General features: G+C 65.5%; 14 protein-coding genes. 1 reads left to right on the forward strand and 13 read right to left on the reverse strand.

Going from position 1 to position 14013, the window contains the following annotated elements:
* Positions 1 to 25: 25 nt before the first annotated feature.
* Both FJW07_RS01665 and FJW07_RS01670 read right to left on the reverse strand, forming a co-directional pair.
* Positions 26 to 1225, reverse strand: a complete 1200-nt coding sequence (locus FJW07_RS01665) for a pyridoxal phosphate-dependent aminotransferase (RefSeq protein ID WP_140854024.1) — start codon at positions 1223 to 1225, stop codon at positions 26 to 28.
* Between the two features lie 221 nt (positions 1226 to 1446).
* A complete protein-coding gene (locus FJW07_RS01670; RefSeq protein ID WP_140854026.1) occupies positions 1447 to 2208 on the reverse strand; it encodes an HpcH/HpaI aldolase/citrate lyase family protein in 762 nt (253 codons plus the stop codon).
* A 122-nt stretch (positions 2209 to 2330) separates the two neighbouring features.
* Between FJW07_RS01670 and FJW07_RS01675 the strand changes: the two genes are divergently transcribed.
* Positions 2331 to 3422, forward strand: a complete 1092-nt coding sequence (locus FJW07_RS01675) for an LLM class flavin-dependent oxidoreductase (protein WP_140854028.1) — start codon at positions 2331 to 2333, stop codon at positions 3420 to 3422.
* On the opposite strand, the gene FJW07_RS01680 is transcribed toward FJW07_RS01675, so the two are convergent.
* The 11 genes from FJW07_RS01680 to FJW07_RS01730 form a co-directional block, all read right to left on the reverse strand.
* Positions 3423 to 3818 (reverse strand): RidA family protein, encoded by a 396-nt coding sequence (locus FJW07_RS01680; protein WP_140854030.1) that lies wholly within the window; start codon positions 3816 to 3818, stop codon positions 3423 to 3425. It abuts the gene before it with no gap.
* A 43-nt stretch (positions 3819 to 3861) separates the two neighbouring features.
* Positions 3862 to 5010 (reverse strand): acyl-CoA dehydrogenase family protein, encoded by a 1149-nt coding sequence (locus tag FJW07_RS01685; protein ID WP_140854032.1) that lies wholly within the window; start codon positions 5008 to 5010, stop codon positions 3862 to 3864.
* A gap of 237 nt (positions 5011 to 5247) precedes the next feature.
* Positions 5248 to 6060, reverse strand: a complete 813-nt coding sequence (locus FJW07_RS01690; protein ID WP_140854034.1) for an enoyl-CoA hydratase family protein — start codon at positions 6058 to 6060, stop codon at positions 5248 to 5250.
* Positions 6057 to 6521: a MarR family transcriptional regulator gene (locus FJW07_RS01695; protein ID WP_140658297.1), complete on the reverse strand. Its 465-nt coding sequence runs from the start codon at positions 6519 to 6521 to the stop codon at positions 6057 to 6059. Before FJW07_RS01695 ends, FJW07_RS01690 begins: the two co-directional genes overlap by 4 nt.
* The gene (locus FJW07_RS01700; protein ID WP_140854035.1) at positions 6515 to 7288 is read right to left on the reverse strand and encodes an SDR family NAD(P)-dependent oxidoreductase; all 774 of its coding nucleotides are present in this window, start codon (positions 7286 to 7288) and stop codon (positions 6515 to 6517) included. Before FJW07_RS01700 ends, FJW07_RS01695 begins: the two co-directional genes overlap by 7 nt.
* Positions 7285 to 9579 (reverse strand): bifunctional salicylyl-CoA 5-hydroxylase/oxidoreductase, encoded by a 2295-nt coding sequence (locus FJW07_RS01705; protein WP_140854037.1) that lies wholly within the window; start codon positions 9577 to 9579, stop codon positions 7285 to 7287. Before FJW07_RS01705 ends, FJW07_RS01700 begins: the two co-directional genes overlap by 4 nt.
* Before the next feature lie 190 nt (positions 9580 to 9769).
* Positions 9770 to 10369, reverse strand: a complete 600-nt coding sequence (locus tag FJW07_RS01710) for a VOC family protein (RefSeq protein ID WP_246680625.1) — start codon at positions 10367 to 10369, stop codon at positions 9770 to 9772.
* Positions 10370 to 10444: 75 nt separating this feature from the next.
* Complete coding sequence (locus FJW07_RS01715) at positions 10445 to 11275, reverse strand: ATP-binding cassette domain-containing protein (protein ID WP_140854039.1); 831 nt, start codon at positions 11273 to 11275, stop codon at positions 10445 to 10447.
* Positions 11268 to 12146: an ABC transporter ATP-binding protein gene (locus FJW07_RS01720; RefSeq protein ID WP_140854041.1), complete on the reverse strand. Its 879-nt coding sequence runs from the start codon at positions 12144 to 12146 to the stop codon at positions 11268 to 11270. The genes FJW07_RS01715 and FJW07_RS01720 overlap by 8 nt, the downstream gene beginning before the upstream one ends.
* Entirely contained in the window at positions 12143 to 12991 is an 849-nt protein-coding gene (locus tag FJW07_RS01725; protein WP_140854043.1) for an ABC transporter permease, read from the reverse strand. The genes FJW07_RS01720 and FJW07_RS01725 overlap by 4 nt, the downstream gene beginning before the upstream one ends.
* Positions 12984 to 13991 (reverse strand): ABC transporter permease, encoded by a 1008-nt coding sequence (locus FJW07_RS01730; RefSeq protein WP_140832449.1) that lies wholly within the window; start codon positions 13989 to 13991, stop codon positions 12984 to 12986. Before FJW07_RS01730 ends, FJW07_RS01725 begins: the two co-directional genes overlap by 8 nt.
* Between the last annotated feature and the right edge of the window lie 22 nt (positions 13992 to 14013).

Here is a 14013-nt window from a genome sequence, read left to right on the forward strand (position 1 = left end):
TGCCGTCCCACCTCCCAGCGGGGCGTCAATTCATGGCGGCGACCATACGGGTGAGCGCGGTCGCTATCTGGTCGCGGTCGCGGCAGACGCACATTCTGAGGAATGCCGTTGCCGAGCTTCCGAAGAGATGGCCGGGCGCCAACCCGACGCGGGCCGTCTCCAGGATCCTGGCGCAGGCTTGCCGGGCGTCGTTTTCACCCTCAAGCGCAAAGAAGGCATACATGCCGCCGCGCGGTTTGGTCGGCAGGATGATGCCTGGGATTTGCGCCAGCCTGTCATAGGCAAGGTCGAGGCCAGTCCTGATCCGCCGTCTGATTTCCTCGACCAGCGGCTCGCCCTGCCGGATCGCCGCCACGGCGCCGGCCTGCATCGGGGCCGCGGTGCCGCTGTTGATATATTGCGTCATCGCGCCGAGCTGGTCGGCAACGCCTGAAGGATGGGTCAGCCAGCCGATGCGCCAGCCGGTCATCGCCCAGGCTTTCGAGAAGCTGTTGACCGACAGCACCCGGTCGCCGTCCTCGGCGATCTGCAGGATCGACGGCGCGACGTCGCCGTCGAAATAGAGCCGGCCATAGACCTCGTCGGAGATGATCCAGATACCGGTGCGCCGGCTGAAGTCGAGCAGCGCCTGCATCTCTTCGCACGTCGCCGTCCAGCCGGTCGGGTTGGACGGCGTCGACAGGAAGATGGCGCGGGTGCGCGCATCGCAGGTGGCGAACAGCCGGTCGAGGTCGAGCCGCCAGTCATCCTTGAAGTTGAGCGAGAACGGCCGCGGCTCGCCGCCGATCAGGTGGATGGCGTTGTGAATGTTCGGCCATTGCGGCGCGACATAGACGACGTTGGTGCCGGTATCGACCAGCAATTCGAGCGCAAGGTACAGCGCCTGCATGCCGCCCGGTGTCACCGTGGTCCGCGCGATCGGGATCGAGCGGCCATGGATGCGCGTCTGGTACTCCGACAGCGCCTCGTTCAGCGGGCCGTGCCCGCGCATGTTGGGAACGTAGAAGGTCAGGCCCTCGTCGAAAGCGGCCTTCGCCGCGTCGCGGATGAAGGCGGGCGTCACCATGTCGCCCTCGCCGTACCAGAGTGCGATGACATCGCCGAGCTCTCGCGCGCGAACCGCTAGGTTTGCGATGTTTTCCGTGTGCAGGTCGCGAATTTGCGCCCGCACGCCATCGAAAGCATAGCGCGCGCTGGACGACGACTGGGGCAACACAAACGACAAGGACTGAAACCCCCTTCCACCAACGATGGACCGACCGGAAAAGCCCCTCCGCCACGGCAGTCGCATCAGCTTCGGATGCTATCCAAAGCGCGGCGCTTTTCAAGGCAAAAGTTTTAAGCTTAAAAAGTTGGCTGGCCTGTCGCTTCGCCGATACGCTTTTGACCGCGATCGGCATTAGGCGTGTTGAGGCCAGACCGGCATCACCTGAATATCAACATGCCTTAGCCCAGTTCGGCGCGCGCGGCGGTGCAGTTGGCCGCGGCGCCGGCGCCAAGAAACATCGTGTCGCTAGCCAGCACGAAGAAGCTCGCGCCGATGGCTGTCCATCGGCCGACATTCTGCGGGCTGGCGCAAAATATGCCGGCGGTCCTGCCATGCGCCACCGCCGCGCCGATGATTGTCCTGATCGCCTGGGAGAGCTTGTCCGCGCCCGCCGGTCCGACGGCATCGATCGACACCGAGAGGTCGCCTGGGCCGACGAAGACAACATCGATGCCGTCGACGGCTGCGATCGCCTCGATATTGGCCAGCCCCTCGGCGGTCTCGACCTGAATGGCAACGACAATCCGCTCATTGGCGGCGGCAAGATATTCGGGAATGCGATAGCCGTAGCCGGTGGCCCGGCCGGGGCCGACACCGCGCTCGCCGAGCGGCGGATAGCGCGAGGCCTTGACCGCCATCGCCGCCTGGGCCGCTGTCGAGACGCGCGGGATCAGCACGCCTTGCGCGCCGCTGTCCAGCGCCGCCTGGATCGCTTCCGGCGCATGGCCGGGAACGCGCACCATGGTCGGCACGCGGTGCACGTCAGCCGCGCGCAGCATGGTCTCGATCGTCTCGCGCGAAATCTGCGCGTGCTCCCAGTCGATGCAGAGGAAATCGAGGCCGGACGACGCCATCACTTCGATGGCGACCGGATGGGGGATGGCGGCGAAGGACCCGATGAGGTTCGCCTTGCCGATGCATTTCTGGCGGAATTCGCTCATGCCTGTCCCCTTTTCGTGTTGCCCAATGCATATCCGCAAACTGCGGTGAGGCGAAGCTGTTTCAGGCTTGAAATATTTTTCTCCGAGCCTAGCGTGTGGGTCTTCCGCCACGAGTTCCGGACATGATCAAAGCGCATCCCCTGCACGGCCCGAACAGACTGAAGCTCGGCGTCTTTTCCACCAACGCCGATGGCGGGCTGGCCATCACCGATGTGCCGGAACGCTGGACGGCAAGCTGGCAGGATAATCTGACGGCGGCGCAGATCGCCGATCGCGCGGGCCTCGAATTCATGCTGCCGATCGCCCGCTGGCGCGGCTTCGGCGGCCGCAACAAGGTGCGCGAATTCTCCTTCGAGACCTTCACCTGGGCGGCGGCGCTTGCCGCCGCGACCGAACAGATCGGCTTGTTCATGACCGTGCATGTGCCGCTGGTGCATCCGCTCTATGCCGCCAAGGCGCTGGCGACGGTCGACCATATCAGCCAGGGCAGGGCGGGGCTCAACATCGTCTGCGGCTGGAACCCGAAGGAATTCGGCATGTTCGGGACGCCGCTGGTTGAAAAGGGTTATGACCAGGCAGCCGAGTGGATCGAGATACTTGAACGGCTTTATGCTTCAAGCGAGCCGCTCGACTATGAGGGCGCTTACTATCGGCTGAAGGAAGCGGTGAGCCGGCCGGCCAGCCTGCAGGCGCCGCGCCTAGTGACGATGAACGCCGCTTTCGGCGCACCGGGCCGGGATTTCGCCGCCGCCAGATGCGACTATCTTTTCACGACCTTCTCGGAGATGAGCGATGCCGGCAAGCATATAACCGATATCGGCGAGCGCGCCGCCAAGGTGGGCCGCGACGTAGGCGTCTACACCGTGGCGCATGTGGTCTGCCGCCCGACCATGGAGGAGGCGCAAGCCTATTACACGCGCTACGCCGTCACGATGGCCGATCACGAAGCGGTTGATGCCCATATGGCCGGCAAGAAGGAATTCTCGCAGTCGCATGATCCGCATGCCTATGACCGCTACCGCCAGCGTTTCGCCGGCGGCGCCGGCACCTATCCGCTGATCGGCACCCCGGAAACGATCGCCGCCGACATGGCGGCGATCGCCGCGCATGGCTACCAGGGCATCGCGCTGTCCTTCGTCAACTACACCCAGGAACTGCCCTATTTCTGCGACCACGTGCTGCCGTTGCTAAGGCAGGCGGGCCTTCGCCAGTAGCTACTCGGGTATCACCGCCGTCGCTTGAATCTCCACCTTGGCCCGGTCCTCGACCAGCGCCACCACCTGCATGGCGGCCATCGCCGGGAAATGCCGGCCGATCACGTCGCGATAGGCTCCGCCGATGCCTTTGAGGTTGCCGACATACTCGGCCTTGTCCGTGAAGTACCAGGTCATCGAGGTGATGTGCCGCGGCTCGCCACCGGCTTCGGCGAGCACGGCGACGACATTGGCGAGCGTCTGGCGCACCTGGCCGACGAAGTCGTCGGTCTCGAATTTGCACTCGGCGTTCCAGCCAACCTGGCCGCCGACGAACACCAGTCGTCCCTGTGCGGCAACGCCATTGGCGTAGCCGACCGGCTTGGCCCAGCCTTCGGGCTGCAGGATCGTATGCATGTCTGGCCTCCCCCTATTTCAAATTTGGTCCGCAAGCATCGCGTCACGCCCCGCCTATCACCTGCCTGGCGATCACCACCTTCTGCACATCCGAAGCGCCCTCATAGATGCGCAGCGCCCGGATCTCGCGATAGAGGCTCTCGACGATGTGGCCCTTGCGCACGCCGTCGCCGCCATGCAACTGCACCGCCTTGTCGATCACTTCCTGCGCCTTGTCGGTGGCGAACAGCTTGGCCATCGCCGCTTCGCGCGTCACCCGCGCGGCGCCCATGTCCTTGGTCCAGGCGGCGCGGTAAATGAGCAGCGCGGCGGCATCCACATCCAGCGCCATGTCGGCGAGGTGGCCCTGCACCATCTGCAATTCCGCCATCGGCGCGCCGAACAGCTTGCGTTCGGCCGCTCTGCTGACGCTCTCGTCCAGCGCGCGTCGTGCGAAGCCGAGTGCCGCCGCGCCCACCGTCGAGCGGAAGACGTCGAGCACCGACATGGCGATGCGAAAACCATCGCCGGGCTTGCCGACAAGCGCGGAAGCCGGGACGCGGGCATTGTCGAAGGAGAGCCGCGCCAGCGGGTGTGGCGCGATGACCTCGAGCCGCTCGGCGACGCTGAGCCCCTTCGCGTCGCTAGGCACGACGAAAGCGGAAATCCCTTTCGCGCCGGGCGCCTCGCCGGTGCGGGCAAACACGACATAGAGGTCTGCGATGCCGCCATTGGAGATCCAGGTCTTTTCGCCGGAAAGCACATAGTCGCCGCCGTCGCGGACAGCGGTCATCTCCATGTTGGCGACGTCCGATCCCGAGCGCGGCTCCGACAGCGCGAAAGCCGAGATCGCCCGACCGGCCCGCGTCTTTTCCAGCCAGCGCTGCTGCTCCGGCGTCCCGAACAGCGAGATCGCGCCAGTGCCCAGCCCCTGCATGGCGAAGGCGAAATCGGCGAGCCCATCATGGCGCGCCAGCGTCTCGCGTGTAATGCAGAGCGTGCGCACGTCGAGCGGTCCGGGGTTGGCGGGGTCGAGCGCCGTTGGTTTCAGCCAGCCATCGCGGCCGAGCTTCGCCACCAGCGCGCGGCAGGCTGCGTCGATGTCGTGATGATCGACAGGGAGATTTCGTTGGCACCAGGCTTCGAGACGCTCGGCGAGCTCGCGGTGGCGGTCCTCGAAGAAGGGCCAGTCGAGGAAGGAGCGGTCAGGCATTCTCGCCTCCCCAGTTCTGCGAGGTTTGCACTCTACGGCGCCCCCCTCTGTCCTGCCGGACATCTCCCCCACTCGGGGGGAGATTAGCAGCTTGGGCGCCGCCGCTATTCTTGCGAGGGTGGAGATTGGCGAAAGCGGACGCGACATCTGATCTCCCCCCTTGTGGGGGAGATGTCCGGCAGGACAGAGGGGGGCGCTGTCCCGCCAGCATGTCCTTGTTAAGCGGACACAACATCCTCAATTCCCCTCGAACACCGGCTTCTGCTTCGCCACGAACGCCTGATACGCCCGTTCGAAATCGCCGGTCTGCATGCAGATCGCCTGCGCCTGCGCTTCCGCCTCGATCGCCTGGTCGAGGCCCATCGACCATTCCTGGTTGAGCTGCGTCTTGGTGATGCCATGCGCGAAGGTCGGGCCGGCGACGATGCGCGCCGCCAAATCGAGCGCATCGGCTTCGAGCGCCGCCGGCTCGACCAGCCGGTTGTAGAACCCCCAGCGCTCGCCCTCGGTGGCGCTCATGGTGCGGCCGGTGTAGAGCAACTCGGCCGCGCGGCCCTGGCCGATGATGCGCGGCAGGATCGCGCAGGCGCCCATGTCGCAGCCGGCGAGGCCGACGCGGGTGAACAGGAAGGCGGTCTTTGCCTCCGGCGTGGCGATGCGGATGTCGGAGCTCATGGCGATGATCGCGCCGGCGCCGACGGCCACGCCGTCGACCGCGGAAATGATCGGCTTGCCGCAGTTCAGCATCGCCTTGACGAAGTCGCCGGTCATGCGCGTGAAGGCGAGCAGTTCCTTCATGTCCATCTTGACCAGCGGTCCGATGATGTCATGGACATCGCCGCCTGAGCAGAAATTGCCGCCATTGGGCAGGAACACGACGGCATTGACATCGTCGGCATAGACCAGGTCGCGAAATGTGTCGCGCAGCTCGGCATAGCTGTCGAAGGTGAGCGGGTTCTTGCGCTCGGGACGGTCGAGCCGAACCTTTACGACCTTACCTTCGACCTCCCAGAGGAAATGCTTCGGCTTGAGCTTGGCCATGGCGCTCATTCGCGTCCCTCCCAATTGCTGCGGAACGATTTCAGCATGCCGGCCAGCCGCCGCGCCTCGTCCTCGCTGACATTGCCGAGCAATTCGCCGACCCAGCTCTCATGTGCGGCGGCGATCGCGGCGAAAGATTTCGTGCCTTCCTCGGTCAGCCGTACCATGGAGGTGCGCCGGTCGCCATTGCGCCGCGCCCGCGTCACCAGCCCTTCCGAAACCAGCCGGTCGACAATGCCGGTGACATTGCCGTTCGACACCAGCAGGAAGCGCGACAGGTCGCTCATCAGCATGCCTTCCGGCACGCGGTAGAGCGCCGCCATCACGTCGAAGCGCGGCAGCGTCGTGTCGAACTCCTTCTTCAGCCGCTCGCGCAGCTCGGCCTCGATGGTGCGCGAGGCGCGCAGCAGGCGTATCCACAGCCGCAGCCTGTCCTTGCCCGGTCCGGCGGACGTAGGTCCAGCTACCATGTCTCACCTCCCGAGACCGAGATTGCCTGCCCGGTGATCGACCGCGCGGCGCCGCTGCACAGCCAAAGCACCGCCGCCGCGACTTCCTCCGGCTGGATGAAACGCCCTTGCGGGTTCGTCGCCGCGAGGCTCGCGCGCGCCTCATCGGTGGAACGTCCCGTCTTCTCGACGATGCGCTGGACGGATTCCTCAAGCATGTCGGTTTCGACGAAGCCCGGGCAGACGGCGTTGACGGTGACGCCGGATTTGGCTGTTTCGGCGGCCAAAGCCCGCATCAGCCCGACCACGCCGTGCTTGGCGGCGACGTAAGGCGCGACATAGGCATAGCCTTTGAGGCCCGCGGTCGAGGCGATGAAGACAATCCTGCCCTGTTTGCGCCCCAGCATTCCGGCGAGCGTCGGCTTCACAGTCAGGAAGGCGCCGGTGAGGTTGGTGTCCAGCGTGCGCTGCCAGTCGGTCAGCGAAGTCTTGTGCAGCGGCGCACTGCCCGCCATGCCGGCATTGGCGACGACGATGTCGAATGGTCCGCGCGTGGCTTCCGCCTTCTCGTGGAGAGCCGCCATGTCGGCTTCGTTCGTGACATCGGCGGCGGCAGCAAAGATGCGGTCGCTTTCCTTTGCGACCTCGGCAAGGGCAGCTTCGCGCCGCCCGCAGATGGTGACGGCCAAACCTTCTGCCGCCAGTGCCAGCGCGATGGCCTTGCCGACGCCGGAACCGCCGCCGGTGACCAGCGCGTGCTTGCCGGTGATTTCGCGCGCGGCGCTCATACTTTGAGCCCCGCAGCCGCTTCGCGCTCGGCCAGCCGGTAGATCTGGTCGCGTCCGGGCAGATAGGGATCGGGCCATTTGACGCCGCGATCGCCGAGCGTCACCGCCGCGTGCAGCGTCCAGTAGGGATCGGCAAGATGCGGCCTGGCCAGCGCCACCAGGTCGGCGCGACCGGCCATCAGGATGGAGTTGGCATGGTCGGGCTCATAGATGTTGCCGACCGCCATCGTCGCCATGCCGACCTCGTTGCGGATGCGGTCGGAAAACGGCGTCTGGAACATGCGGCCATAGACCGGCCTGGCGGCGATCGATGTCTGCCCGGCCGATACGTCGCAAAGATCGACGCCGGCCTCGTGCAGCATCTTCGCGATCTCGACCGCGTCCGAAGGCGTGACGCCTTCGATGCCGACCCAGTCATTGGCCGAAATGCGCATCGAAATCGGCTTTTCGGCCGGCCACACCGCGCGCACCGCATGGAAGATCTCCAGCGGATAGCGCATGCGGTTTTCCAGCGAGCCGCCATAGTCGTCGGTGCGGCGGTTGGTCAGCGGCGTGATGAAGGCCGACAGCAGGTAGCCGTGCGCGGCATGGATCTCCAGCATGTCGAAGCCGCAGCGCGCGGCCATCTGGGCCGAGGCGACGAACTGGTCGCGGACCAGATCCATGTCGGCGCGGTCCATCGCCTTCGGCACCTGGTTCTTCGGCGACCACGCGACGGCCGACGGCGCCATCACCGGCCAGTTGCCGGTAGCAAGCGGCACGTCCGTTCCCTCCCAGCCGACACGGGTCGAGCCCTTGGCGCCGGAATGGCCGATCTGGGCGCAGATCTTTGCTTCGGTCTCGGCATGGACGAAATCGACCAGCCGCTTCCAGGCGATCTCATGCTCCGGTTTGTAGAAGCCCGGGCATCCGGGCGTGATGCGTCCTTCCGGGCTGACGCAGGTCATCTCGATGTAAAGCAGGCCGGCGCCACCTTTGGCGCGCTCGGCATAGTGCGTAAAATGCCAGTCGGTCGGGCAGCCGTTGATCGCCTTGTACTGCGCCATCGGCGAAACGACGATGCGGTTGGCTAAAGTCATGTCGCGCAGCTTGAACGGCGCGAACATCGGCGCGCGGCGCAGGCTGTTGCCGCCGGCGCCGGCCTTGCGCTGGAACCATTCCTCGGCGCCCGCCAGCCATTCGGCATCGCGCAGGCGAAGGTTCTCGTGGCTGATGCGCTGCGAGCGGGTGAGCAGCGAATAGTTGAACTGAACTGGATCGAGGCCGAGATATCGTTCGACTTCCTCGAACCATTCAAGCGAATTGCGCGCCGCCGATTGCAGCTTCAGCACCTCGGTGCGCCGCGCATCCTCATATTTGCGGAAGGCCGCTTCGAGGTCCGGCTCGGACTCGACATAATCGGCGAGCGCCACCGCGCTCTCCAGCGCGAGCTTGGTGCCGGAGCCGATGGAGAAATGCGCCGAGGCCGCCGCATCGCCCATAAGCGCCAGGTTCTTGTAAGACCAGCGCTCGCACAGCACGCGCGGGAAATTGATCCAGGCCGAACCTCTGATGTGGTTGGCGTTGGTCATCAGCGGATGGCCGCCGAGATGCTTTGCAAAGATGCGCTCGCAGATCGCGATCGATTCCTGCTGCGTCATCTGGCCGAAACCGAACGCGGCCCAGGTCTCTTCGCTGCATTCGACGATGAAGGTCGCGGTCTCGCTGTCGAACTGGTAGGCATGCGCCCACACCCAGCCATGCTCCGTCTTCTCGAAGATGAAGGTGAAGGCGTCGTCGAATTTCTGCGTCGTGCCCAGCCACACGAACTTGCATTTGCGGGTGTCGATGTCTGGCTTGAAGACATCGGCGAAGGCCGCGCGCGATTTCGAGTTCAGCCCGTCGGCGGCGACCACCAGATCATGCGTTTCCATGAAGGGTTTCGGGTCGGAAATATCGGTCTCGAACATCATCTTGATGCCGAGCTCGCGGGCGCGCCGCTGCAGCAGGACCAAGAGCCGCTTGCGCCCGATGCCGCAGAAGCCATGGCCCGAGGACACCGTGCGCACACCGTCATGGATGACGGCAATGTCGTCCCAATAGGCGAAATGCTTCTTGATCCAGACGGCGCTGACCGGGTCGTTCCTGGTCAGGTTCTCCAGCGTCTCCGCCGACAGCACCACGCCCCATCCGAACGTGTCGTCGGCGCGGTTGCGCTCATAGAGCGTCACCTCGTGCGCGGCGTCGCGCAGCTTGAGCGAGATGGCAAAGTAGAGGCCGGCTGGTCCGCCGCCGAGAACCGCAACCTTCATGTCTTGCGATCTCCTCCAGAGCAATTCCGGGAAAAGTAGCGGTTTTCCGTCCGGAATTGCGTGAAACGCTCTAAGGCATCGGGAACGCCGGCAATGCCGGCGATCTCAATTTTCAGTATTGCGCCGCGCGGCATTTATTTCAAGCTTAAAGTTTCATAATTGAATGATCGCCGCCGGCGCGTTTGGTTCTTCACTTGGTCGGATCCTTCGGGCTCCACAACACTGTCTCGGCGCCCTTTTCATAGGCCATCCCATCCGGGTAGCTGATCGCCTCCAACTGCAGCCCCCAAGGCGCCTGGAAATAGAGGATGGTCTGGCCGGCCGCCGGCCCTTCCTTGACCGGGAGCGGTCCCATCCTGGTCTTCACTCCCTTGGCCTCCAGATAGGCCTTCGCGGCGGCGACGTCGTCGACATAGAAGGCGATGTGGAAGCCGCCGATGTCGCTGTTCTTCGGCGTCAGGTCCTTCTGGTCGGGCGCCGTGTATTTGAACAGCTCTATGTTCGAGCCATAGCCGCAGCGTACCATGGTGATCTCCTCGATCACCGCCTTCGGATCGACGCCGAGCACGTCCTGCATGAACGTGCCCTTGTCGTCGGCGAACGGACCGAAGGACATCGCCTTCTTGCAGCCGACGACATTGGTGAAGAAGTCGACGGCCTGCTTCATGTCGGGCACGGTAAGGCCGGTGTGGTCGTGCCCGCGCATGCCGGGTATCGCATCCGCCGATGCGGCCCCCATTGAGCCGAACAGGATTGCGGCAAGCATCGCGCCGCGAGTTGCGTAGTTCATGTCACACTCCGTTGGCGGGCTCACTTGTCCTTGCGCACATCCGAGGCCCGCTGGTCGGCGTGCGGATAGCTCAGTTCATTCGGGCGCCTTCGCCGCTGGCTGCAGCCAGTCCGGATCGATCTCCGGCAGTGGAATGGCGGCGAGCAGGTCGCGCGTGTAGGTTTCCTTAGGGCTGGCGAACAGCGCGTCGGTGGCGCTGGCCTCGACGATCCTGCCTTCGCGCATGACGATGACCTGCTGGCAGAGCCGCCGGATCACCGAAAGGTCGTGGCTGATGAAGGCGACCGTCAGCCCCATCTCGGCCGCCAGTCTTTCCAGCAGCGTCAGGATCTGCGCCTGCGTCGAGACGTCGAGGCCTGAGACGATCTCGTCGGCCAGCACGAATTTCGGCGACAGCGCCAGTGCCCGCGCGATGCCGACACGCTGCCGCTGGCCGCCCGAAAGCTCGTGGCGGTAGCGGCTGGTAAAACTCTGCGGCAGGCCGACGCGCTGCAGGGCTTCCGCCACGCGCTCCTTCAGCCGGTCGCCAAGCCCGTTCTGCCTCAAGGGGGCGGCGATGATGTTGAAGATCGTATGCCGCGGGTTGAGCGACGACATCGGGTCCTGGAAGATCATCTGCAGGTCGCGGCGAAGCGGCCTCAGCTCGGCCTCTGAAAGATGGCCGATGTCGCGCCCATCGAAGCTGATCCTGCCGGCGCCCGGCTCGAGCAGTCGCACCAAGGCGCGTCCGAGCGTCGACTTGCCGGAGCCGGACTCGCCGACGATGCCGGTGACCGATCCCTTGGGCAGGTCGAAGTCCAGCCCTTTCAGGATTTCGGCCAGCGGCGCGCGGCCGATCAGCGGCTTGCGCGTCATGTCGGGCAGCGCCACCTTCAGCCCGCGCACGGAAAACAGCGGCTCAGCCATGGCCGGGCCTCCAGCCTTTGTCGGCGGCGGCGATCTCGGCCGCCAGCCCGGCAAGCACGCTCTCGTCCACCGGCTTCAGCGAGGCATACGGATCGGTGTAGCGCGGCGTCGCCGCGATCAGCGCGCGCGTGTACGGATGCTGCGGGGCCGCCAAAAGCTGCGCGGTATCGGCCTCCTCGACCACCTTGCCAGCATAGAGCACCGAAACCTTCTGGCTGATCTTGGCGACGACGCCGAGGTCATGGGTGACGAACAGGATCGCCGTGCCGTGATCGCGCTGCAGTTGCGCGATCAGCCGCAGGATCTGCTTCTGCACGGTGACGTCGAGCGCAGTCGTCGGTTCGTCGGCGACGATCAGCCTCGGCTCCGCCGCGAAGGCCGCCGCGATCAGCACGCGCTGGCGCATGCCGCCCGACAATTCGTGCGGGTAGCTTTTCAGCACGCGCTCGGGATCGCGGATCTGCACCTCGTCGAGCAGTTGCCGGGTGCGCTGGTCGGCTCTCTCGCCGCTCCAGCCGAGGATGCGCACCAGCCGGTCGGTCATCTGCGGGCCGATGCGCCGCGACGGGTTGAGCGCGGTCAGCGGATCCTGCGGGATCAGCGCCGTGCGCGCGCCGATCAGGTTCCGCCGCGCCTTGGGATCGAGCCGGCCGAGATACTCGCCCTCGATCAGCATATCGCCCTCGACGACGCGCACGCTTTTCGGCAGGACGCCGAGCACGGCCTTGCCGATCATCGTCTTGCCGGCGCCGCTCTCGCCGACCAGCGCGCGCACTTCGCCCGGCTGGACAGCAAGCGACACCGAGCGCAGCACGCGCTGGCCGTTGGGGAGCACGGCGCTCAAGCGGCGGATTTCGAGGCACGCGCTCATTGCAGCACCGGATCGAAGCGCGTCTTCAGCGCCTCGCCGAACTGGCTGAAGGAAAGCACGGTGAGGATCAGCGTGATCAGCGGGAACACCAGCACCCACCAGGCCTGATGGATCGACAGCCGGCCCTCGGCGATGATGCCGCCCCAGGTCGGATCGTCGGTCGAGATCGACAGATTGACGAAGGACAGGATCGCTTCGACGATCACCGCGATGCCCATTTCGAGCGACAACAGCGCCACCACCGACGGCAGCACATTGGGCAGCACTTCGCGCAGCATGATGCCCATGCGGCCATAACCGGCGATGCGCGCGCTCTCGACATAGTCCATGCGCGCCTGGCTCATCGCCTCGGCGCGGATGACCCGGCAGAAGCGCGTCCAGTCGATGATCGCGATGGCGAGGATGACGGAACTGAGTCCCGTACCCAGCACCGCGACCAGAAGGATCGCGAACAGCACCGGCGGGAACGCCATCCACACGTCGACGATGCGCGAGATGATGCGGTCGGCCCAGCCGCCGAAATAGCCCGCGATCAGCCCCAGCGCCGAACCGAGGAGACAGGCGGACGTCGCGGCGGCGAAGGCAACGATGAAGGCGATGCGGCCGCCGAAGATCAGCCGTGACAGCAGGTCCCGGCCGAGGCTGTCGGTGCCCAGCCAATAGCCCGGCTCCGCGCCGTCGAGCCAGAAGGGCGGCAGGCGCTCCAGCATCAGGTCCTGCGCCAGGGGATCCTGCGGCGCGATCAGCGGCGCGAAGATCGCCGCCAGCAGCGCCAGCACAAGCCAGCCGCCAGCCAGCCACAGCCGCGGGCTCAAGCCGCGTCGGGCGATGCGCGCGTCATCCATGGCGCAGCCTCGGATTGAGCAGCGCATACATCATGTCGACGGCAAGGTTGATCAGCACGAAGAGCAGCGCGAACACCAGCACGATGCCCTGGATCAGCGGCAGGTCGCGGTTGATGACGGCGTCGATCGCCATGTTGCCGAGGCCCTCATAGGAGAACAGCCGCTCGACGATGACCGTGCCGCCGATGAGGAAGGTGAACTGCACGCCGACCAGCGTCAGCGTCGGCAGCGCCGCGTTCTTCAGCGCCTCGCGCAGGATCACCTGCGTTTCGGAAAAACCCTTGACCCGCGCCAGCACGACATAGTCGAGGTCGAGCACTTCCTTCAGCGACTGTTTCAGGAGCTGCGCGATGATCGCCGCCAGCGGCAGCGCCAAGGCCACGGCCGGCATCAGCATGTGCTTGAGCAGGTCCCAGGTCAGGTCGAAGCGTAACCTGAGGATGCTCTCGACCAGATAGAACTGCGTGACGAAGGGCAAATCGAGCTGCGGCGAAACTCGCCCTGAAATGTCGAACACCGGCACCAGCACGCCAAACAGCAGGATCAGCACCAGGCCCCACAGGAAATCGGGGATGGAGAGCGTCGCGCCGCTGGCGATGTCGATGCCGGCTTCGACCGCCGTGCCGCGCGAGCGCGCGCCGAGGATCGCGGCCGTGGCGCCGATCGCGATCGCCATCAGCAGCGCCACGGTCGCAAGCTCCAGCGTCGCCGGCAGCCGGTTGAAGACCAGCCCGAGCACGTCCTGGCGCAACGAGATCGACGTGCCGAAATCGCCATGCAGCACGCCGCCGAGCCAGATGAAGAATTGCTGCACGATCGACTTGTCGAGCCCGTAGAGCGCGCGCAGCCGCGCAATGTCGTCATTGCTGGCGCCGGGCGGCAGCATCATGGCGATCGGGTCGCCGGGCGCCACGCGGATGACGACGAAGACGACGATGGCGACGCCGAACAGCGTCACCAGCATCGTCAGCAGACGAACGAGGAATCTCTGCAGCAGCATGCGCCCATATGCCTAGATGAAA

Source organism: Mesorhizobium sp. B3-1-9 (assembly GCF_006439595.1).
In the GTDB taxonomy this organism is placed as follows: Bacteria; Pseudomonadota; Alphaproteobacteria; order Rhizobiales; family Rhizobiaceae; genus Mesorhizobium.